The following is a 20477-nucleotide window of genomic DNA, read 5'->3' as shown; positions in this document are numbered from 1 at the left end:
CATGAAAATCAAGCAAAAAGTTTTTGCGAGGATTTTTGCTTTAATCGAGGCATGTTCGTAAGCAAACGAAGGAGCATACGTCAGTATGTGACTGAGAGAGCGCACGAACATAACGAAGAGTAAAGCAAAAAGCCGAAGTAAAAATAGGGGGTCGTAGCTCAGCTGGGAGAGCACCTGCCTTGCACGCAGGGGGTCAGGAGTTCGATCCTCCTCGGCTCCACCAAATCCTCTTCATCGGTTTAATCAGATTAAAGTATTTTTTTTGTGAGAGTATTTTAATCTGGTGTGACCAGACGTTCATTAAAAATTTGGTAAAAATTGAGGTAACACAAGCGAACTCGTATTTTTTATTTGTACGTGCATGTAACTTTGAGGTAATTGAGGTTATATGGTCAAGAAGAGAAGCGCAAACGGTGGATGCCTTGGCAGTAAGAGGCGATGAAGGACGTGGAATCCTGCGAAAAGCTATGGGGAGCTGGAAACGAGCTTTGATCCATAGATGTCCGAATGGGGGAACCCGGCTGTACGTGAGTACGGTCATCTATAACTGAATACATAGGTTATAGAAGCGAACTCGGGGAACTGAAACATCTAAGTACCCGAAGGAAAAGAAATCAATAGAGATTCTCTCAGTAGCGGCGAGCGAACGGGGAAGAGCCTGGTGTGATTTATCATTGAGTGGAGTGGAACAGTTTGGGAAGGCTGACCATAGGGGGTGAAAGTCCCGTACACGTAGACTTGATGAGGAACTAAGCACGCGAACAAGTAGGGCGGGACACGAGAAATCCTGTTTGAATATGGGTGGACCATCATCCAAGGCTAAATACTACTTACTGACCGATAGTGAACCAGTACCGTGAGGGAAAGGCGAAAAGAACCCCGGAGAGGGGAGTGAAATAGAACTTGAAACCGTTTGCGTACAAGCAGTGGGAGCATGGCTTAGGCTGTGTGACTGCGTACCTTTTGTATAATGGGTCAGCGAGTTACTTTCAGTGGCGAGGTTAACTGAATAAGGAAGCCGTAGAGAAATCGAGTCTGAATAGGGCGCGAGTCGCTGGGAGTAGACCCGAAACCGGGCGATCTAGCCATGTGCAGGATGAAGGTTGGGTAACACCAACTGGAGGTCCGAACCGGGTAATGTTGAAAAATTATCGGATGACGTGTGGCTAGGAGTGAAAGGCTAATCAAGCCCGGAGATAGCTGGTTCTCCCCGAAAGCTATTTAGGTAGCGCCTCGTGAATGATTACCGGGGGTAGAGCACTGTTTCGGCTAGGGGGCTGTCATGGCTTACCAAACCGATGCAAACTCCGAATACCGGCTAATTGAATCACGGGAGACACACGGCGGGTGCTAACGTCCGTCGTGAAGAGGGAAACAACCCAGACCGCCAGCTAAGGTCCCCAAGTACTAGTTAAGTGGGAAACGATGTGGGAAGGCACAGACAGCCAGGAGGTTGGCTTAGAAGCAGCCATCCTTTAAAGAAAGCGTAATAGCTCACTGGTCGAGTCGGCCTGCGCGGAAGATTTAACGGGGCTAAACTAGTCACCGAAGCTGCGGATGTGCACTTATGTGTACGTGGTAGGGGAGCGTTCTGTAGGCCGATGAAGGTAGATTGAGAAGTCTGCTGGAGGTATCAGAAGTGCGAATGCTGATATGAGTAACGATAATGAGGGTGAAAAACCCTCACGCCGGAAGTCCCAGGTTTCCTGCACGACGTTAATCGGAGCAGGGTGAGTCGGCCCCTAAGGCGAGGCTGAAGAGCGTAGTCGATGGGAACCAGGTTAATATTCCTGGACTTTTTATAAGTGGTGATGTGGGGACGGAGAAGGCTAGATGAGCCGGGCGTTGGTTGTCCCGGTATGTGTATGTAGGCGGGGAGACTTGGCAAATCCGGTTTCCTATTAAACGCAGAGGTACGACATGGTTCTGACATTTCGGTGTACAGAGAAGTCATTAATGCCAGGCTTCCAGGAAAAGCTGCTAGCCATAACTTATAGAGAACCGTACCGGAAACCGACACAGGTGGACAGGTAGAGAATACTGAGGCGCTTGAGAGAACTCGGGTGAAGGAACTAGGCAAAATGGTACCGTAACTTCGGGAGAAGGTACGCCCTTGCTGGTTAGTTGCCTGCGCAACAAAGCTGGTGAGGGCCGCAGAGACCAGGTGGCTGCGACTGTTTATTAAAAACACAGCACTCTGCAAATTCGTAAGAAGACGTATAGGGTGTGACGCCTGCCCGGTGCCGGAAGGTTAATTGATGGGGTCATCTTCGGAGAAGCTCTTGATCGAAGCCCCGGTAAACGGCGGCCGTAACTATAACGGTCCTAAGGTAGCGAAATTCCTTGTCGGGTAAGTTCCGACCTGCACGAATGGCGTAACGATGGCCACACTGTCTCCACCCGAGACTCAGTGAAATTGAAATCGCTGTGAAGATGCAGTGTACCCGCGGCTAGACGGAAAGACCCCGTGAACCTTTACTATAGTTTTGCACTGGACTTTGATGATAACTGTGTAGGATAGGTGGGAGGCTATGAAGTGAGGACGCTAGTTCTGATGGAGCCACCCTTGAAATACCACCCTGTTGTTATTGAGGTTCTAACTTGGTCCCATTATCTGGGATGAGGACAGTGTATGATGGGTAGTTTGACTGGGGCGGTCTCCTCCCAAAGAGTAACGGAGGAGCACAAAGGTACCCTCGGTACGGTCGGACATCGTACCAAGAGTGTAAAGGCATAAGGGTGCTTGACTGCGAGAGTGACGGCTCGAGCAGGTACGAAAGTAGGTCTTAGTGATCCGGTGGTTCTGTATGGAAGGGCCATCGCTCAACGGATAAAAGGTACTCCGGGGATAACAGGCTGATACCGCCCAAGAGTTCATATCGACGGCGGTGTTTGGCACCTCGATGTCGGCTCATCACATCCTGGGGCTGAAGCAGGTCCCAAGGGTATGGCTGTTCGCCATTTAAAGTGGTACGCGAGCTGGGTTTAGAACGTCGTGAGACAGTTCGGTCCCTATCTGCCGTGGGCGTAGGAAAATTGAGAGGAGCTGCTCCTAGTACGAGAGGACCGGAGTGGACGAACCTCTGGTGTACCGGTTGTCACGCCAGTGGCATCGCCGGGTAGCTAAGTTCGGAAGGGATAACCGCTGAAAGCATCTAAGCGGGAAGCCTCCCTCAAGATGAGTTTTCCCATGAAGCCCGTTGAAGACTACGACGTTGATAGGCAAGGTGTGGAAGCGCAGTAATGTGTGAAGCTAACTTGTACTAATTGGCTGATTGTCTTGACCATATAATCTGAGTTACTTTGGGTTATGTACCGTAAGTATAAAGAGATAGAGAAAATAGTTTGTGTTACCTCAAGATTTACCAGACCTTTTGGCTTGGTGTGATTTATTAATCCCCCCTTACCAAACGGTATAACAGTTTTCCTGGCGACAAAAGCGGTTTGGAACCACCTGATCCCTTCTCGAACTCAGAAGTGAAACGAACATGCGCCGATGATAGTGTGAGGTCTCCTCATGTGAAAGTAGGTCATCGCCAGGGTTTAATTTTAGAAAGCGGCTTAATAGCCGCTTTTTTTTTGGTTTATTATCATTCATACTTCTTAGCGGGGACTCTCTCTGTTATACAGAGTAATATTAACTTAACGTCAGTTATGGATAAGATGTTTATTAAACCCGGTCACTATCTCGATCCGTTCGGCCTGAGGAGTCGCTTTAGCGATGTCTCGAAGGGTTTTGGTACAGTGCATAGCCTTCGAGACGGGCTAAAGCCCTCCTCAGGCCGAACGGAGCATGGTAAAACATGAGTTCCTTACCTATAACTCACGTTAACTTAGAATGAAACACGCTTTAAAAATTCAATTCTGATTTCTTATTTTAAGTAAAGATTCTTTAATCTAACATAATGATTTGCTGAATATTCCAGCTGCTCCAACTCTTGTGATGTTAGCTTTCTGGTTGCGCGTGCTGGATTTCCTAAATATAAGTATCCGCTTTCTAAGGTTTTACCAGGTGGTACTACACTTCCTGCAGCTATGATTACCTGTTTATGGACATAGACTGCATCTAAAATTTTCGCCCCCATTCCGATAAGACAATAATCATCTATCGTACAGCCATGTAAGACTGCCTGATGGCCTATGGTGATTCCTCGTCCAAGCAGCAATGGGTTTCCGCCAGCGGTATAGGGTCCATCATGAGTAACATGTAGAATGGCGCCATCTTGAATGCTGCAGGAATTACCTATAATGATATGGTTGACATCACCGCGAATTACGGCCATGGGCCAGACGGATACATCATCTCCTAATGTGACATCACCTATAATTACCGCTGCGGGATCGATGTACACTTCTTTTCCTATATGAGGAAATTTACCTTGAAAACCACGAATTGAATCAGACATATTATTCATACCATAGTTACAAATTCTTCGGCGCTGGTAGGATGAATAGCTACTGTGTTGTCAAAGTCTTTTTTACAAGCCCCCATTTTTACAGCTACTCCAAAACCTTGGAGCATTTCATCGGCACCATAACCAATAACATGCAAGCCGACGATTTTTTCTTCTTTACCTAAAGTCACCAATTTCATTGCAGTGGGTGTTTTATCATCAGTTAATGCATCGTATAAGGGATTAAATCGTGTCTGATAAACCTTTATATTCTCTGCACCATATTTTTCCAATGCTTCTTTTTCGCTCAGGCCCACGGAACCAGAAGGCGGATGGCTGAATACTACAGAACATATGTTATCATAATTTAAACATGCTTGGGGTTGATTGCCGAACAGCCGGTCAGCTAAACGCCTGCCCGCAGCTATTGCTACCGGGGTAAGGGCGGGTGCTTTAGTAACATCTCCTATAGCATAGATGCCATTTATTGAAGTATTTTGGAAGCTATCAACCAGCACTAATCCCTGCTCATCAGTTTTAACGGATATTTTGGCCAGATTTAAATGACCTGTCCGAGGTTTTCTTCCTACCGCAGAGATAATGACGTCGATATCGCTAATAATCGAGCCACTTTGGCATGTAATTGTTTTTTTTCCATCGCACAGCAGATTAATTGCCTGGGCTTTATGATTCGGGTGAATATATATCCCTTGTTGTTGCATAATTTCGAGTAATGTATTGCCAATCATCTGATCAAAGCGACTTAAGGGTTTGCTGCCTCTCATTAAAAGATGTGTTTCGCTTCCCAGGCCATGCAGGACTCCCGCAAGCTCCACTCCGATGTAGCCACTACCTATGATGGCTACTTTTTTGGGTTGTTTGGCCAGTGAAAAGAACCCATCAGAATCAATAACATGATTAACTCCATTGATTGCTGGCAGGGAAGGTTCTCCACCTGTTGCAATAATAATATGCTCTGCATGGTACGTATTATTTTCAACAGTTATGGAGTGCTGGTCCTTAAATGTGCCTGTGCCGTTGAGCAGAGTAATATGAAACTCTTCAAAGCGTTTACCGTAATTTTTCCTTAGGCGATCAATATAACGATTACGTTTATTAACCAGCTTGTTCCAATTAAGTTTTATATCGACAGGAGCAAATCCATAATTACTGCATTGTTGCATATTTTCCGCGATCATTGATGCATTAAACATGATTTTTTTGGGGACACAACCCAAATTAACACAGGTACCACCCAAATGACTTTGCTCTATAACGGCGACTTTAGCTCCATATTTGGCTGCCCGGATAGCGCTAGCTATGCCGCCACTGCCTCCACCGAGGACAATAAGGTCAAAGTGATGTTTTTTCATAAGGTCTAATCAGAAAATAAAATAATAGTAGCAGGTACTCTGCTAGTTACCAATGTTTTTTTGTGCTATTCCTAACTTGCACATGAGCAAAAAAGAGCTGTATATTAATATACAGTTTTTTCATTCTGAATAATGAGTTATGGATATTAAATCCGTATTTTTGTTGTCGCTGATATTTTTAATTTGTACGTGTACTGCGAATGAAAATCAGCAGTTTGAAGGTTACGTTGAAGGGGAGAATATTTATCTGGCCTCCCCATTTTATGGAGTATTACAAAAATTATTGGTTAGGCGTGGTGAGCATGTAACCAAGGGTGAGCTGTTATTTAGATTGGACCCCAAACCTCAAGTGATGAATATTTCACAAATTCAAGGTGAATTAAAGCAAGCCCAAAATACTCTAATTGATCTGAAAAAATCACGACGTATTCCTGAGCTCACAGCCATAGAAGCACAAATAGAACAAGCAAAAGCTCAAATTATACTGGCTAAACTTAGAGTAACTCGATATCAAAAACTTCATGATAAAAAATTTGGTGACAAAGATACTTTGGATGAGGCAATAGCCAATTTGAAATTGCAGGAGAACTTAAAATTACAATATGAGTCTAATCTGGCTTTAGCAAAATTAGGTAATCGGGATGATCAAATAAACGCGCAAAAAAGCCAAGTCGATTCGTTATCAGCAAAGCTGCAAGAGGCAAAATGGGAATTAGCTCAGAAAACTGTTCGCGCGCCTGCAAGTGGCGTTATTTTTGATACCTATTATCGAGAAGGGGAATTTATTGTAGCCCAAAAACCAGTAGTGTCATTATTAACTCCTGAAAATATTCAAATTGAATTTTTTGTACCGTTAAATCATATGCATAATGTTCGCGTCGGTCAAAAAGTCAGCTTTGATTGTGAAGGGTGTGAGAAAAATAATACAGCTGAAATCAGTTATGTTTCTCCAGATGCTGAATACTTACCTCCATTAGTTTATAGCAGGGACAACTATTCAAAATTGGTTTTCCGAATCAAAGCGCGTATAACCAGAGCCACTTCATTTAAGCCAGGACAGCCGGTTGTGGTGACTTTATGACGAATGGACCGAACTCTGAAATGATTATTGATGTCTCCGGGTTGCGTAAGAGCTTTGACAATAAAATTGTAGTCAATGACATTGATTTGAATGTAAAAAAAGGAGAGGTTTTTGGATTCCTGGGGCCTAATGGAAGTGGTAAAACAACAACTATACGGATGATTTGCGGTTTGTTAAAGCCTGATGGAGGAAAAGGGACTTGTTTGGGTTTTGATATTTTGACTCAGTCAGATGATATAAAAGAACGAGTAGGGTACATGACGCAAAAATTCAGTTTATATACTGAGTTATCAGTAGAAGAAAATTTAAGTTTTATTGCCCGAGTCTATGGTGTAAAAAATCGAAATAAAAAAATAAACGAGTCTCTGATCCAGTCCGGCTTAATGGATCGAAAAACACAGTTAATTGAAGAGCTATCTGGGGGCTGGAAGCAACGTGTTGCTCTTGCTGCCTGCTTAATTCATCAGCCAGATTTATTACTTTTAGATGAACCTACAGCAGGAGTAGATCCCGTAGCCCGGCGTGAGTTTTGGGATCAAATCCATTCTTTGAGTGAGAATGGAATCACAACTTTAGTTTCCACTCACTATATGGATGAGGCAGAGCGCTGTACTCGCATTGCCTATCTGGCTCAAGGCAACTTATTAATCACAGGAACTGTACCTGAAGTAGTCATGAAAACCAAATTAAAAACATGGGAAATTAGCGGTTCAGTAACCACTACTTTACTACAGCGTGTAAAAAAAATTGAAGGTGTAGAACAATCTGCTTTATTTGGTAATGTAATTCACATTTGTGGTTACGATAGTGATTTGATTGAAAAAGGACTTAACGAGTTCAATAACCAATACTCTATTGAGTGGAGACCAATAAAGACAACTCTTGAGGATGCCTTTATAAGTTTAGTTAACAAATCACAGAGGTCTTTCTTTGATTAAATTCAGTTTTGACCGTTTGATGGCGGTAATGATTAAAGAATTTATTCAAATGATGCGTGATAAAACTACTTTGGGTATGATTATTGGTATTCCACTACTCCAATTAATTTTATTTGGTTATGCCATTAACACCACTCCTCGCTATTTACCCACCGCAATAGTGAATTCAGATAATACTGAAATGAGCAGGCGTATATTAACCAGTATGCAAAACTCGACTTATTTTCATTTTATTAGTCCAAAATCCAGTGAAGAGGAAGCGCGTTGGCTGTTAAAAACAGGTAAAGTACTCTTTGTAGTGAGCTTTCCTCCCAATTTTACCAGAGATTTAGTCAGAGGATTGCATCCGCCTTTATTACTGGAGGCCGATGCGAGCGATCCTGCAGCAACGAGCGGCGCTATTGCCGTGTTTAATGGTCTTGCCTTCCGAAACTTGACGGAAAATATAAAAGGGACACTATTTTATTTAAAACCATCAGTCCCTCCTTATCAACCAGAGGTGCATGCCAAATACAATCCTCTTGCCATTACTTCTTATAACATTGTACCAGGATTACTGGGAGTGGTTTTGACTATGACCATGGTGGTCATTACCGCTTTGGTTATTACACGTGAATATGAGCGCGGTACTATGGAAACGCTGCTTTCCACGCCATTAAAACCACTGGAAGTAATGGCTGGAAAAATAATACCTTATATAATGGTAGGATTTATACAGGTTTTATTAATATTGCTTTTAGCCAAGCTGTTGTTTGCAGTGCCTACCGAAGGCAGTTTGCTTTTGTTGTTGATACTTACCTTACCTTATATTGCCGCTAATTTATCTGTTGGACTCACTTTTTCCACTTTAGCATCCAATCAACTACAAGCCGTCCAAAGTGCGCTGTTTTTCTTTTTACCCTCTATATTATTATCCGGATTCATGTTTCCTTTTCGAGGGATGCCAGAGTGGGCCCAGTGGGTAGGCAATATTTTACCTATTAGTCATTATTTGGTAATCGTTCGGGGTATTTTGCTGAAAGGAAATGGTTTTGCAGAAGTATATCAAGAATTAGGTCCAATTCTCTTATTTACGGTAGTCGTCTTATATATAGGATTTAAACGTTACAGAAAAACATTAGATTAAATAGTTGTTCGCAGGTTCTGCAGGAACGTAATAACTGCGAATCAACACTAAACCTAATGGCATATGGCTCGGGTAAAAAGAACAGAATAAATTTAACCTCTCTATTCTTTTTTCCTGATGACTCCGGTTAAATTTTTGCAAGGAGTTCCTGTTTGGTTTTATCATCAACAAATGCAGATTCGATGGCCATAGTTGTTATTTTATTCATTATTTCGTCACTATATTGATAAGACTCTTGAACACGTTGATACTCTTTGGCTAAGGTCGTGTTCATAAAGGGAGGATCATCAGAGTTGATACTAATTTGTATTCCTGCATCGTAAAATTTAGGTAAGGGATGATCCTGCATGTCTTTAAATAAACCTAAAAAGATGTTACTGGTGGGGCAAATTTCCAAGGAAATACCTCTATCTTTTACCATAGCCATAGCCTCTGGTGAGTAAATGCAATTTACCCCATGTCCTATTCGTTTAACAGGAAGATTTTCCATGGCTTCTACCATACCACTTGCAGGAGCAAATTCGCCAGCATGCACTGTACATTGCAGTCCTGAATCCAGGGCAATTTGGTAGGCTTTACTGAAGAGTTTAGGCGGGAAATTAGCTTCATCTCCCCCTAAACCAAAACCGGTGACACAAGGAAATTTATCTTTATGGGTTTGTCGCGCAACTCGTTCTGCCGCATCAACTCCATAATGACGTACTGCTGTAATAAGGATACGTCCAACAATATCAAATTGTTGTTTTGCATCATCAATGGCTTGTTGTATTGCTGCCAGATGTTCTGCGGAAGGAATGCCACTTGACTGTTCGGCGTGATCGGGTGAATACATCATTTCGACATATATAGCCTGTTCCATGGCATTATTTTTTAAATAATCGAAGGTAATATCATAATAATCCTGAGGGACTTTAATGACTGCCGCCAGGGTATCGTACACTTTGAGAAAATCCAGAAAATCTTTGGATAGATAACTGATTCCATTAGGTGCCACAAGTCCATCAGGTAGAGTTAGCTTATTTCGTTTTGCTAATCTTGCTGCTAAATCAGGCGTTATTGTTCCCTCTAAATGAACATGTAATTCTGCTTTTTTTAAATTCATTATTCAGCCTTTTATTACTTTGTATGGGTTAATGGTATTTTAGATGAAAAATCGATAAAATAGTCTTCTTAAATATAGTTATTTGGAGTAGTAATGAGTAACAATGATATAGATAAAGCGTACGTAAGTCCTTATGATAAATTTTTATTTGAATTTGATGCAACACATAAAAAATCAGCATCCCAAATGAAAGAGATTCAAAAAAACGCGCGGATCGCCAACATGCGTGATAACAAAGATTATAAAAACGATAAAGGCGAAATTTGGGAAGATTTTTGAGAGTAAAGTACCGACTCAATTACCAAAGAAATTATCTCTAATCTTGTTCCAAATAACAATATTTTTCAAACTTCCCTGACTTGGGTACTGTCGTTTATTTAGGAAATCAAATGATTACTATCCCATAAAAGCATGTAGTAACTTATAGGATATAATCGTTAAAATTGAGGCGGCAGGTAAGGTCAGTACCCATGACATAAAGATATTTCGAATAACGATAAGGTTTAAAGCACCAATACCTCTTGCCAATCCCACACCCAGCACCGCACCTACCAGAGTTTGCGTTGCAGAAACTGGAATACCTGTACTTGTAGCAACAACAACTGTTGTGGCCGCCGATAAGGTTGCTGCAAAGGCGCGACTGGGGGTTAATGCGGTAATAGCACTACCCACGGTTTCAATTACTTTTCTCCCATACATTAATAAACCGGTGATTACTCCAACAACCCCAAATAAAATGATCCACGCTGGATAATTGTTGGCATCAAATGCTTGGGGGGAGTGCATGACCAAGCTGTGTACTATGGTCAACGGACCTACTGCCAGTGCAACATCATTTGAACCATGAGCAAAAGCCATTGCACAGGCAGTCATTGCCATTAGTATCGCAAAATATTTTTCCACTTGAATGAAGCGCTCTCGACGTCTTATTTTAGGATGCTCCGGGATACGTTTAATAAAAATCATTCCAATAATAGTGATGGTAATACTGGTCGCAAGAGTTACTGCCAGGTTTTGTTTAAAATTTAAATGTATATCAAAATGGTTAAGTCCTTTAAAAACAGTGATAAATGACAGGATAGAACCAATTAAAAAGAGATAAATAGGTATATAAAGTTTGGCTTTTGCCAAAGGATTTCTTTTTACAAAAATAGTTTGTTGAATACTGATAAATAAGGCATAGGCTGTGATACCTGAAATTATAGGAGAAGTTACCCAGCCTATAGCAATATGACCGACCTGATTCCAATGTATTGCATCTGGACCGAGCACTATAGTACCAAAGCCAACCATTGAACCTACTAAAGCATTAGTGATGGATACAGGGACTCCAAGATAGCTGGCAAGATTCATCCAAATAGTACAGGCAAATAAAACACATAACATGCCTTCAATGAGGACTACAGGTTGATCAGACAACTGACTGGTATTAATGATGCCATCACGCATGGTTTCAGTAACCCCATTTCCGCCTAAAAAGGCACCAGCAAATTCAAAAACTATTGCAATGAGCATGGCTTGCTTTACAGTTACTGCCTTTGACCCCATCGTAGTACTCATGACATTGGCTAAGTCGTTGGCGCCAACCCCCCAAGTCATGAGGAAGCAAAGAATGATAGCAATAGAAAGATAAATAATTGAATAATCCATAGAAGTTTACTACCGGGCTATGAGTATTTGAAGGCGACCACCAACTGTTTGAGCATGATCGGCCAATTCGCCAATCCACTGGACCAGCTTGTAGAGAAACATGATGTCTATTGCAGAAAGCTCTTTTTCCAGGTCAAAGATGCGATGCCTCATGTCAGCAAGTCTTTCGTCACAATCATGTTCAATTTCATCAAGAGTAAGGATCATTTCTTCAACGATGTTAACTTCACTACCTCTAAATCCTGTTTCCAGGAGCTCATCCAGCTCATTAATTGCTTTGCATGCTTGCTTGGAGGCATCCAGACAACGGCTTAAAAAAGGCATAAAAGCAGGAATCAATGATTCAGGGATAGTCATTTTTCTGCTAATAATTAAGCCGGCAATATCTTCAGCTTTATTGGCAATTCTATCCTGTGCGCTGAGGAGCTCTAACAAATCGGTACGTGAGACCGGTAAAAAAAGTCCTGTTGGTAAATGAAGACGTAAGTCACGTTTTATTAAGTCGGCCTCTTTTTCCAGAGTGACGATTTTATCTTTTAATTTTTTTGCTGTTTTCCAGTCTTTTTTTAGTACTGATTCAAAAAATGAGTACAGCTGTTTTGCACATTGGTACGCTTTTCGGATGTGTTGTTCAATGGGCTTTATTGGTGAAGGCCCAAACATATTGAATATGCTACCCATGGTATATATCTCTTTAAAGACAGGTTGAGGCGATTATACCCAAACTTTTGGCGGAACTAAACTAAAGATTATACTCCTTTGTGAAGCGGTTAATAGTGCTACAATTGATAATAAGGATTTATTTATAAACAATCTACAGGGAGTCATATAATGAAGCAATGGTGGATAGGGTTGTTACTTATAGCCAGTAATGCATTTTCACAATCATTAATCACTAAAGTTATCGAGCTAAATTATTTACCAGCAAATAAAATCATTCAGTTAATCCAGCCTCTACTTCAAACAGGTGAGAAAATTAGTGGCTCAGGACAAACCTTAATTGTAAAAGTAGCACCTGAAACGCTGACCCAAATTAGAGCCATATTACATCAGGTAGATGTAAAACCCGTTACGTTTAATGTTTCAATCTACCAAGGCGATCCCGATTGGCTTAGTCCCCAAAACAGCAACTCAGTCAGCTACAGCACCCGACCTCGAACAGAACAGGTGCGTAGCCAGTCAGTAAAAGTAATGAGTGGGGAGTCAGCCTTTATTTCTACTGGTGAAGAAGTACCCATTATTACGTCCATTGGAACAGACTTTTTTACTTCCGGGATATCGTACCAACAACGTAACATTCAAAATGGTTTATTGGTATCTCCAGTTTTAAGAGGTTCTCAGGTCAGGTTAAAGTTAAAAAGAATTCGAGAGCAAGCGAATGCAGCAGGTGGCCAACAATTTGATAATCAGGAATTAAATACCACAATCATGACTCCCCTAAATAAATGGGTTTCCCTGGGAAGCGCGGAAGGAGGACAACAAAGCGACCCATCCTCAACATCCTATTCTGCAGGAAGAACCTATTCCCAAAATTCAACTTTATATATTAAAGTCTCAATAATAAATGCCATGCCTTCAGGTGGAACTAAATAATTGATAGGTCAATGGCACATTGCATTGATGGGTTAACCATAGAACTCAAGTACTCAGTGCTAAATGATTTAGATTTAATTCAAAGGGATTCTTTTGATCATTAAAATATCCATATGAAAAAATTATATACTTTTTATGGTGTATAATAAAATTAAATACTGATAATTTAGAGGGGGTCTGATGGCTATAATAAGCTCATTAGCTAATCACATGCTGATTGCGATGCCTTCGTTAAAAGATCCCAACTTTGAGCGAACTGTCATATACCTCTGTGAACACCATGAACAGGGGTCAGTGGGATTGATAATTAATAGACCCATGCAATTTCCTTTGGCCATCGTTTTTGAACAATTACAAATTGAGCCTATTCGATTGGAACGAAATCGTTTGCCTTTAATGTTTGGTGGTCCTGTTCAACCGGAAAGAGGATTTGTTATTCATAAACAAATAGGTGGCTGGCGCTCCAGTTTGTTTTTGCAGGATGAGGTGACGGTGACTACTTCAAATGATATTATCCGAGCAATTGCGGATGACACGGGGCCAAAAGACGTTTTGGTTACTTTAGGATATGCTGCCTGGACTGAACAACAATTGGAAAAGGAAGTAATGGATAATGTGTGGTTGGTTTGTCCCTATAAGGCAGAAATCCTTTATGAAGTGCCCTTTGAAGAACGTTGGGAATATGCTGGATCAACTTTGGGAATTAAAATGAATCAACTTAGCTCTTGTGCTGGCCATGCCTGATGGTGTTTATTTAGGTTTTGACTTCGGTTATAAACGCATTGGGGTCGCCGTAGGTCAGCGATTAACTTGTAGTGCTTCTCCTTTACCAACTCTTGATGCCAAGTCGGGTACTCCTGATTGGAATGCCGTGTTAAAAGTGATAGCACAATGGAGTCCTCAAGCCTTAATTGTGGGCATACCTACGTGTATCGATGACACAGAATTATATACCACCTCAGCTGCACGTCGTTTTGCGAAACAATTACGAAAGCGTTTTGCCTTACCTGTTTATTTAGTAGATGAACGGCTTTCTACGGTCGAAGCCAGGGGACAATTATTCGAACAAGGTGGTTATCGTAAACTTAAAAACACTGCGATAGATGGCATAGCTGCTTGCGTGATTTTGGAGCAGTGGTTACAACATCCAGAATAACCTTGATTTACACGATCAGATCTGGAAAAAATCTTTAAAATACTTCTATATTTCGTGTACACTGCCCTTTTCAGATTTTGTTGTTCTTTTATCAACCGTTTGAAAGAAGGTCACATGAGGTTTTATGAATCATTTTCTTGAAATAAGTCAATTATCACGTCAACAAATTGAATCTTTACTGCAACGTGGATTAGAGTTCAAGCAACAAGTACCTTATCCTTCCTATTCACAACATACGGTAGCCAATTTGTTTTATGAAAACAGTACACGAACCCGTGTTAGTTTTGAGATGGCAGCCAATCATTTATCCATGTCTGTAATCAATCTTGATGTACAGAATTCCTCGGAGAGCAAAGGTGAAATCATAGCGGATACCATTGGAACTCTGGCAGCTATGGGAATTCAATATTTTGTGATTCGGCATAAGCAAGAGGGATTACCGCAACAGTTGGCTAATAAACTGCAAAATGCTGTCCACATCGTCAATGCTGGGGATGGAACTCATGCTCATCCTAGTCAGGCTATTCTTGATATAATGACCATTGTCGAACAAAAATCGCATTTGGATAAGCTAAAAATTGCTGTTTTAGGAAATATTAGACATTCGCGTGTTGCAAACTCATTTCAAAACCTATGTAGTAAATTAGGCGTTGGTGAATTGGTAATGGTTGCTCCTAAAATTTGGCAACCTCAAGCTCTTGAGTACGGTCGAGTAACGGAAGATTTAGTCGATGGTTTGAACGAAGCTGATGTCGTTATTTGTTTACGCGTACAGCGTGAACGCTTACTGGAAACGGAACATTTAGACCTGGAGTCCTATAGACGGGATTTTGCTTTAACACAAAAAAGTCTGGCTTATGCCAAACCTGATGCTATGGTCATGCATCCTGGGCCTATGAACCGTGGAGTTGAAATAGATTCTGAGGTGGCAGATGGAAACCACTCATTTATTTTAAAACAGGTAGCAAATGGTATTTATGCACGAATGGCTATTTTTGAATCCCTGATTTTAAATTGATCATTAACTACCGATAAAGCTATTGGTTATTAGTCGCTGTGTGCCTTGATTCTTAATTTTATGGTGGCGCAATGATTAGTTCATCACTTGGTGTGACCACTTTGCCTTGCTCACTAGCGCAAGAATTAATCATAAGTTTATCACCAGCAGTTCCTGTACAATAAGTCATAAAACCCGATGCAGTATAAAAAATAATACGGATCTTGCCGTTCGCTGACTTTCGTTTATCATCGGAAAGGATGCGACATTTGTAGCCTTTGGGATTAGGGATCTTCTGAATCTCTTTGAGGCTACATTTTACAAACTCAGGATCTATTTTATCTGCCGCATCGTAACAAATATTTATTTTAACAAGAGCTTGAGCTGTAGTTGCATCTGCCAGTGCAAGTTGCCAGGGTAGAGTAATTAGAAAAGAGAGTGCTATTAATTTGATGATTCGCATATATTGGCAATCAATAAACTCATTGTTCTTTAATTATACACTGTTTTTGAATGAAAAGAAGGAAACTGAATAAAAAGAAAAATAATCTCTACCGAAGAGCAGTATTGCCAGGTCCATAAATATGTATACATATCGTATAAATGCAAGCCAATATTTGCGATGACTTATCGTACTTTTTTCATCAGCAATTGCTAAGACGCCTATTTGCTGATGAAAAAATAGTTGGCTGATAAGAGATATGATCTCATAGAGAGGTTGATGGGTTAATGTCTAAAAACAGGTGATAAACCTACATTTACAGAAATGCTATTTTGGTGATTGCAAGGCTTGTTTAAAAGATAATGCCTGTTGTAAATGATTAAGGCTCACTACTTGACTGTTATTCATATCAGCTATAGTTCTGGCTACTTTCAATAAACGGTGGTAACCCCTTGCTGATAGTTTTAGTTTATTCAATGCCTGACTTAAAAAATTTTGTTCCGCTGAGCCTAATTCACAAACAAGCTCACAGGATTTGGCACTTAAATTGGCATTGATGCAATTTTGCCGCTTCAATTGGATGTTTCGTGTGGTTATTACCTTATCCCGGATCAACATACTTTGCTTCTCAGGATTCGTATTGGGTTTGACTAATTCTTGTTGGGATAAAGCCTGGACAGTAATGTGCATGTCAATGCGATCTAATAAAGGGGCAGAAAGTTTTGTCAGGTAACGACTGATGCGATCGGGAGTACATAAACAATTGGCCTGTGGATTTCCCCATTGCCCACAAGGGCAAGGGTTCATGGCGGCCAATAATTGGAATTTTGCTGGAAACTCCGTTTGAGCTGCTGCTCTTGAAATGCAAATATGTCCCGACTCTAATGGTTCTCGAAGTGTTTCAAGTACTTGTCTGTTAAATTCTGGTAATTCATCCAGAAATAATACGCCATGATGTGCTAGCGATATTTCGCCGGGTTTGGGCGGATTTCCACCACCAACTAAAGACATGGGTGACGCAGTATGATGGGGGGCGCGAAAAGGTGGTAATCGCCATTCGGTAAAATCAGGTGATTTACCGCGTATTGAATTAATGGCAGCACATTCGAGTGCTTGAGTTTCTGATAGCTCTGGCAACAAAGTACTAAAACGTCGGGCCAGCATTGTTTTTCCACTGCCTGGAGCACCACTTAATAAAATGCTATGTCCTCCGCAGGCAGCAATCTCCATCGCATTTTTGGCATGAAATTGCCCTTTGATATCAGACCAATCCAACTCATGATGAGTCGTATTTATTTCAGGTCTTGGAGGCAAATTATTCAAGGGTGTTGCCTGGCTAAGATAAGCACAGACTTCTCGTAGGTTATTAGCCGTATAAACTCCTTGATATCCTGCTAAAGAGGCTTCATTTGCGTTGGCGTTTGCAATGATTAACAACTGCTTGTCTCTATGGGCTGCCAAGACGACAGGGATTATGGCTGAAACGGCTCTCAGTTCACCACTCAAGGCTAATTCGCCAATAAATTCGTGACCTATCAGACTTTTTTGGGGTATTTGATCTGATGCAGCAAGGATTCCCAATGCTATTGGCAGGTCAAAACCACTACCTGTTTTGGGCAAATCAGCCGGACCCAGATTAACGGTAATTCTGCGGCAGGGAAATTCGAATTGGCTGTTAATGATGGCGCTACGAACTCTATCCTTGCTTTCTTTAACTGCGGTTTCAGCAAGACCCACCATAGTAAAACCTGGTAAACCATTGGATAAATGGACTTCTACAGACACTGATTGTGCCATGATACCTACGGTGCTCCGTGTTTTGGTAAATGCAAGATTCATGTTTATTCTTCCTGTATCGTTGGACTGGTTTGTCAACTCATTTTCCTCTGAGCGACTAGAGCAGGGTAAGTAATGTTCAGCCATTACTTACCGCGCTTAGGAGATTGTCATGCAATGCGCACCTACTATTTATTTCAGTGCAATGGCAATCATCCTTAAATTGTTCTTAGTTCTTATCTTCTTGATGTGTTATCAATTCATCAATCTGCAGTTGCAAATGTTCCAGTTTTTCCCGAGTACGCGCCAAAACTTTACACTGCACATCAAACTCTTCACGGGTAACTAAATCCATACGTGTGAACGTAGATTGTAGAACTTCTTTAAATTTATGTTGAATGTCTTTTTCAATATTTTGTAGACTTGCAGGGAGCGTTGTGAAAAGCTTTTTAGCTAAGTCGTCAAATTGTTTTGGATCGAACATAATTACTCCGTGTTTGTAGTTGCTGACAGTCTATCAAAACTGTCAGATAAGGACTATACCCTGGCATTGACAAATCTGTGTATAAAAGTAATCTTACAGAAATTACAACGCAAATAAACGGACAGAATATGAAAATGGTTACCGCAATCATTAAGCCATTTAAGCTTGATGACGTACATGAAGCATTAATGGAAATAGGTGTTCCAGGAATAACCATTTCAGAAACACGTGGCTTTGGCCGTCAAAAAGGACATACTGAACTCTATAGAGGAGCTGAGTATGTGGTTGATTTTCTTCCTAAAATTAAAATTGAACTCGCGCTACCTGATAATATGGTTGATGCAGCTATCGAAGCGATTTGTAAGTCTGCATACACCGGAAAAATTGGTGATGGCAAAATATTTGTCTATGAATTGCAGCAAGTGGTTCGCATACGCACAGGGGAAATTGGAGTAGATGCCATATAAGTATTGAATCTCATTGGTTAACAAAATAGCCTCATTAAACGGCTTATGTCGGGTTCTTATCAACATACCTCTTCTGGTGGATTGCGCCAATAGATAGCCTTTTGGGTTACTACCGCATCAAGAGGAATGTCCCAAGGTTGAGCATCGATAAAATCCACCTGTTGAAATTGAAATGCTACCCCGAAAAGATTTTTCGGCTGTATCTTTTCCAACGAGCGGTCATAGTAGCCGGCCCCCATTCCCAGACGCGTACAACGCATATCAAAAGCAACCAGAGGAAGAATCATCAGATCTATTGTCTCAATGTCTATAGCTGAATCAAAACTTACATCCGGTTCGGGTATTCCATAGCGATTACTTTTAAATGGGGTGGCAGGGGTCGCCGGCAAAAATGAAAGGGTCAAATTATCATTTAAGGCAGGGAAATAACAAAACTTTCCTTGTAATGGGGCACTGTTCCATAAAGAATCCAGTTCTATTTCACCGTTTATAGCAAAGTAGAGTGCAATATTTTTGGCACGTCTATACTGCTCCAAAGTTTGGATTCGATTACAGATCTGATTAGATGATGTAGTGCGATATGAGGTGGATACTTTTGAACGTACTTGTTTAATGGTATTTCTCATGGCAATTTTAAATTGGTCAGACATATCATTTCTGTTTTTTTATTCTCAAGCTAGATTATTCGTTGTTTATTACCAAAGTTCAAGTATCAATGCTAATTGACAGGAACTTGAGGGTCAAACAACCCCTTTAACTGGATCTTGTTTAAAAAAAAGTAAAAAATGCTAGGCAAAAAAAAAAAAATACGGTATATAGCCGTCCAGGTTTATGATTCCTGATAAAAGCGATTTAACCAAACGGTGTTAAACTCTCTGAGAGAATGATATGAGTGAATTATTTGAAGAAGATGAAGAAGAAGCAATTGAAATAGAAGATGATTTTGAAGAAGTCGAAGTTGATACGGAAATCACAGAAACACCTAAAGGCAATCTGGATGCCAGAAGACGCCTTGAAAACATGTTGGAAGAAAGAAGATTACGGGATGAACTTGATGATTTTGTTGACTATTAGCTGAGCGCATGATGCACACAAGAGTATTAGTAGACAAAGGTGATAATAGTCCCGCATTTGCAATTGATGATCGTATTCATCTTGGGGAAGGTTTGTTTGAAACCCTTAAAGTGGATAGTTCCAAACCTTGTTTTGCTTATTTACATTGGCAAAGGCTGGGTAATGCGGCGCGAAACTTGGCTATTCCCTTCGATCTTTCATTTGATGATTGGCAGGATCATTTGATCGCGCAGATTAAACGAGATAATTTGTATCATGGCGGGATCAAGGTGATTTTAAGTGGGGGTACTGCTCCCAGAGGCTTGGCGGAGCAAGGACAGGTCAGCCAACTGATGCTTCAAACATTTAATTATGTTGTGCATAAACACCCCATGCGTCTAGTGAGCGCTTCTTGGTTAAGGGATGGCGCTAATCCCGTTTATCAATTAAAGTCGGTCAATTATTTGGAGGCGATAATTGCTCGACGACACGCTCTTACTCTTGGGGCTGACGATGCTTTGTTTTTTAATATGCTTCATCATGCCACTGAAACTACCTGCGCCAATCTTTTTTTGATTAAAGATAATACTTTGTTAACCCCCTCTTTAGGTGATGGCGTTTTGCCGGGTATTACTCGATCACGTATTCTTTCAATTGGGCTGCATTATCAGATTTCTTGTCTTGAACTTCCTGTTACCAAAAAAATGATTGAGGAAGCGGATGCGGTATTTGTAACTAATTCCCTGCAGGGGATTCGTTCGGTGCGCTCTTTAGATAATTTTGTTTTTAATTTGACTCACCCACTGCTTGGGCAATTAGCTGTTTGGCTGGAGCAGATATAAGGA

General features: G+C 41.0%; 20 protein-coding genes, 1 tRNA gene and 2 rRNA genes. 14 read left to right on the top strand and 9 right to left on the bottom strand.

Annotation, left to right across the window (positions count from 1 at the left end; genetic code table 11):
* The first annotated feature begins 147 nt into the window (after window positions 1–147).
* The 3 genes from HRS36_RS15220 (at window position 148) to rrf (ending at window position 3542) form a co-directional block, all read left to right on the top strand.
* Window positions 148–223: transfer RNA gene (locus tag HRS36_RS15220), tRNA-Ala, on the top strand.
* A 167-nt stretch (window positions 224–390) separates the two neighbouring features.
* Window positions 391–3288 (top strand): 23S ribosomal RNA (locus HRS36_RS15215).
* Window positions 3289–3426: 138 nt separating this feature from the next.
* Window positions 3427–3542 (top strand): 5S ribosomal RNA (gene rrf, locus HRS36_RS15210).
* Between the two features lie 330 nt (window positions 3543–3872).
* Here the strand turns inward: rrf and HRS36_RS15205 are convergent.
* Together HRS36_RS15205 and gorA are read right to left on the bottom strand one after the other, a co-directional pair.
* On the bottom strand, window positions 3873–4406 hold the full coding sequence (locus HRS36_RS15205) for a gamma carbonic anhydrase family protein (protein WP_173237949.1): 534 nt from the start codon (window positions 4404–4406) through the stop codon (window positions 3873–3875).
* Between the two features lie 5 nt (window positions 4407–4411).
* The gene (gene gorA, locus HRS36_RS15200; RefSeq protein ID WP_173237948.1) at window positions 4412–5767 is read right to left on the bottom strand and encodes a glutathione-disulfide reductase; all 1356 of its coding nucleotides are present in this window, start codon (window positions 5765–5767) and stop codon (window positions 4412–4414) included.
* A 139-nt stretch (window positions 5768–5906) separates the two neighbouring features.
* Here gorA and HRS36_RS15195 point away from each other — a divergent pair, with 139 nt between their 5' ends.
* From HRS36_RS15195 to HRS36_RS15185, 3 genes are read left to right on the top strand one after another with little or no spacing between them, the layout of a single operon-like run.
* Entirely contained in the window at window positions 5907–6848 is a 942-nt protein-coding gene (locus tag HRS36_RS15195) for an HlyD family secretion protein (protein ID WP_173237947.1), read from the top strand.
* Window positions 6845–7786, top strand: a complete 942-nt coding sequence (locus HRS36_RS15190; protein ID WP_173237946.1) for an ABC transporter ATP-binding protein — start codon at window positions 6845–6847, stop codon at window positions 7784–7786. Before HRS36_RS15195 ends, HRS36_RS15190 begins: the two co-directional genes overlap by 4 nt.
* A 28-nt stretch (window positions 7787–7814) precedes the next feature.
* Window positions 7815–8912 (top strand): ABC transporter permease, encoded by a 1098-nt coding sequence (locus HRS36_RS15185; protein WP_226905496.1) that lies wholly within the window; start codon window positions 7815–7817, stop codon window positions 8910–8912.
* A gap of 127 nt (window positions 8913–9039) precedes the next feature.
* On the opposite strand, the gene HRS36_RS15180 is transcribed toward HRS36_RS15185, so the two are convergent.
* Window positions 9040–10014 carry an adenosine deaminase gene (locus HRS36_RS15180; protein ID WP_173237945.1) on the bottom strand — a complete coding sequence of 325 codons (975 nt, stop codon included), beginning with the start codon at window positions 10012–10014 and terminating at the stop codon, window positions 9040–9042.
* A 93-nt stretch (window positions 10015–10107) separates the two neighbouring features.
* Here HRS36_RS15180 and HRS36_RS15175 point away from each other — a divergent pair, with 93 nt between their 5' ends.
* A complete protein-coding gene (locus HRS36_RS15175) occupies window positions 10108–10293 on the top strand; it encodes a CBU_0585 family protein (RefSeq protein WP_173237944.1) in 186 nt (61 codons plus the stop codon).
* A gap of 117 nt (window positions 10294–10410) precedes the next feature.
* Here HRS36_RS15175 and HRS36_RS15170 read toward each other — a convergent pair whose 3' ends face one another.
* Together HRS36_RS15170 and HRS36_RS15165 are read right to left on the bottom strand one after the other, a co-directional pair.
* Window positions 10411–11664 (bottom strand): inorganic phosphate transporter, encoded by a 1254-nt coding sequence (locus tag HRS36_RS15170; RefSeq protein ID WP_173237943.1) that lies wholly within the window; start codon window positions 11662–11664, stop codon window positions 10411–10413.
* 9 nt (window positions 11665–11673) lie between these two features.
* Window positions 11674–12345, bottom strand: a complete 672-nt coding sequence (locus HRS36_RS15165; RefSeq protein ID WP_226905495.1) for a TIGR00153 family protein — start codon at window positions 12343–12345, stop codon at window positions 11674–11676.
* 150 nt (window positions 12346–12495) lie between these two features.
* Between HRS36_RS15165 and HRS36_RS15160 the strand changes: the two genes are divergently transcribed.
* From HRS36_RS15160 to HRS36_RS15145, 4 genes are all read left to right on the top strand, one after another.
* Window positions 12496–13257 (top strand): type II/III secretion system protein, encoded by a 762-nt coding sequence (locus HRS36_RS15160; protein ID WP_420814307.1) that lies wholly within the window; start codon window positions 12496–12498, stop codon window positions 13255–13257.
* Window positions 13258–13437: 180 nt separating this feature from the next.
* The gene (locus HRS36_RS15155; RefSeq protein ID WP_173237942.1) at window positions 13438–14001 is read left to right on the top strand and encodes a YqgE/AlgH family protein; all 564 of its coding nucleotides are present in this window, start codon (window positions 13438–13440) and stop codon (window positions 13999–14001) included.
* The gene (gene ruvX, locus HRS36_RS15150; RefSeq protein ID WP_173237941.1) at window positions 13994–14413 is read left to right on the top strand and encodes a Holliday junction resolvase RuvX; all 420 of its coding nucleotides are present in this window, start codon (window positions 13994–13996) and stop codon (window positions 14411–14413) included. Before HRS36_RS15155 ends, ruvX begins: the two co-directional genes overlap by 8 nt.
* A gap of 124 nt (window positions 14414–14537) precedes the next feature.
* Window positions 14538–15431: an aspartate carbamoyltransferase catalytic subunit gene (locus HRS36_RS15145; RefSeq protein ID WP_173237940.1), complete on the top strand. Its 894-nt coding sequence runs from the start codon at window positions 14538–14540 to the stop codon at window positions 15429–15431.
* Window positions 15432–15489: 58 nt separating this feature from the next.
* On the opposite strand, the gene HRS36_RS15140 is transcribed toward HRS36_RS15145, so the two are convergent.
* The 3 genes from HRS36_RS15140 to ubiK all read right to left on the bottom strand — a co-directional run bounded on the left by HRS36_RS15140 (window position 15490) and on the right by ubiK (window position 18112).
* Window positions 15490–15873, bottom strand: coding sequence for a hypothetical protein (locus HRS36_RS15140; protein ID WP_173237939.1), 384 nt, complete (start codon window positions 15871–15873; stop codon window positions 15490–15492).
* Window positions 15874–16179: 306 nt separating this feature from the next.
* Complete coding sequence (locus HRS36_RS15135; protein ID WP_173238554.1) at window positions 16180–17691, bottom strand: YifB family Mg chelatase-like AAA ATPase; 1512 nt, start codon at window positions 17689–17691, stop codon at window positions 16180–16182.
* Window positions 17692–17857: 166 nt separating this feature from the next.
* Entirely contained in the window at window positions 17858–18112 is a 255-nt protein-coding gene (gene ubiK / locus HRS36_RS15130) for a ubiquinone biosynthesis accessory factor UbiK (protein WP_173237938.1), read from the bottom strand.
* Window positions 18113–18240: 128 nt separating this feature from the next.
* On the opposite strand from ubiK, the gene HRS36_RS15125 reads away from it, so the two are divergent.
* The gene (locus HRS36_RS15125) at window positions 18241–18579 is read left to right on the top strand and encodes a P-II family nitrogen regulator (RefSeq protein ID WP_173237937.1); all 339 of its coding nucleotides are present in this window, start codon (window positions 18241–18243) and stop codon (window positions 18577–18579) included.
* A gap of 59 nt (window positions 18580–18638) precedes the next feature.
* On the opposite strand, the gene HRS36_RS15120 is transcribed toward HRS36_RS15125, so the two are convergent.
* Entirely contained in the window at window positions 18639–19229 is a 591-nt protein-coding gene (locus HRS36_RS15120) for a 5-formyltetrahydrofolate cyclo-ligase (RefSeq protein ID WP_173237936.1), read from the bottom strand.
* 238 nt (window positions 19230–19467) lie between these two features.
* Between HRS36_RS15120 and HRS36_RS15115 the strand changes: the two genes are divergently transcribed.
* Both HRS36_RS15115 and HRS36_RS15110 read left to right on the top strand, forming a co-directional pair.
* Entirely contained in the window at window positions 19468–19653 is a 186-nt protein-coding gene (locus HRS36_RS15115; protein WP_173237935.1) for a PA3496 family putative envelope integrity protein, read from the top strand.
* An 11-nt stretch (window positions 19654–19664) separates the two neighbouring features.
* Window positions 19665–20474 carry an aminotransferase class IV gene (locus HRS36_RS15110; RefSeq protein WP_173238553.1) on the top strand — a complete coding sequence of 270 codons (810 nt, stop codon included), beginning with the start codon at window positions 19665–19667 and terminating at the stop codon, window positions 20472–20474.
* Window positions 20475–20477 lie beyond the last annotated feature (3 nt).

This window comes from Legionella antarctica (assembly GCF_011764505.1).
Taxonomy (GTDB): domain Bacteria; phylum Pseudomonadota; class Gammaproteobacteria; order Legionellales; family Legionellaceae; genus Legionella; species Legionella antarctica.
Note: the sequence above shows the minus strand (reverse complement) of the source record. Positions and strands in the feature narration are given on the sequence as shown.

Excerpts from the sequence above, each read along its gene's own strand:
- HRS36_RS15205 (WP_173237949.1), bottom strand. The coding sequence starts at position 4,406 with ATGTCTGATTCAATTCGTGGTTTTCAAGGTAAATTTCCTCATATAGGA.
- gorA (WP_173237948.1), bottom strand. The coding sequence starts at position 5,767 with ATGAAAAAACATCACTTTGACCTTATTGTCCTCGGTGGAGGCAGTGGC.
- HRS36_RS15195 (WP_173237947.1), top strand. The coding sequence starts at position 5,907 with ATGGATATTAAATCCGTATTTTTGTTGTCGCTGATATTTTTAATTTGT.
- HRS36_RS15190 (WP_173237946.1), top strand. The coding sequence starts at position 6,845 with ATGACGAATGGACCGAACTCTGAAATGATTATTGATGTCTCCGGGTTG.
- HRS36_RS15185 (WP_226905496.1), top strand. The coding sequence starts at position 7,815 with ATGATTAAAGAATTTATTCAAATGATGCGTGATAAAACTACTTTGGGT.
- HRS36_RS15180 (WP_173237945.1), bottom strand. The coding sequence starts at position 10,014 with ATGAATTTAAAAAAAGCAGAATTACATGTTCATTTAGAGGGAACAATA.
- HRS36_RS15175 (WP_173237944.1), top strand. The coding sequence starts at position 10,108 with ATGAGTAACAATGATATAGATAAAGCGTACGTAAGTCCTTATGATAAA.
- HRS36_RS15170 (WP_173237943.1), bottom strand. The coding sequence starts at position 11,664 with ATGGATTATTCAATTATTTATCTTTCTATTGCTATCATTCTTTGCTTC.
- HRS36_RS15165 (WP_226905495.1), bottom strand. The coding sequence starts at position 12,345 with ATGGGTAGCATATTCAATATGTTTGGGCCTTCACCAATAAAGCCCATT.
- HRS36_RS15160 (WP_420814307.1), top strand. The coding sequence starts at position 12,496 with ATGAAGCAATGGTGGATAGGGTTGTTACTTATAGCCAGTAATGCATTT.
- HRS36_RS15155 (WP_173237942.1), top strand. The coding sequence starts at position 13,438 with ATGGCTATAATAAGCTCATTAGCTAATCACATGCTGATTGCGATGCCT.
- ruvX (WP_173237941.1), top strand. The coding sequence starts at position 13,994 with ATGCCTGATGGTGTTTATTTAGGTTTTGACTTCGGTTATAAACGCATT.
- HRS36_RS15145 (WP_173237940.1), top strand. The coding sequence starts at position 14,538 with ATGAATCATTTTCTTGAAATAAGTCAATTATCACGTCAACAAATTGAA.
- HRS36_RS15140 (WP_173237939.1), bottom strand. The coding sequence starts at position 15,873 with ATGCGAATCATCAAATTAATAGCACTCTCTTTTCTAATTACTCTACCC.
- HRS36_RS15135 (WP_173238554.1), bottom strand. The coding sequence starts at position 17,691 with ATGAATCTTGCATTTACCAAAACACGGAGCACCGTAGGTATCATGGCA.
- ubiK (WP_173237938.1), bottom strand. The coding sequence starts at position 18,112 with ATGTTCGATCCAAAACAATTTGACGACTTAGCTAAAAAGCTTTTCACA.
- HRS36_RS15125 (WP_173237937.1), top strand. The coding sequence starts at position 18,241 with ATGAAAATGGTTACCGCAATCATTAAGCCATTTAAGCTTGATGACGTA.
- HRS36_RS15120 (WP_173237936.1), bottom strand. The coding sequence starts at position 19,229 with ATGTCTGACCAATTTAAAATTGCCATGAGAAATACCATTAAACAAGTA.
- HRS36_RS15115 (WP_173237935.1), top strand. The coding sequence starts at position 19,468 with ATGAGTGAATTATTTGAAGAAGATGAAGAAGAAGCAATTGAAATAGAA.
- HRS36_RS15110 (WP_173238553.1), top strand. The coding sequence starts at position 19,665 with ATGCACACAAGAGTATTAGTAGACAAAGGTGATAATAGTCCCGCATTT.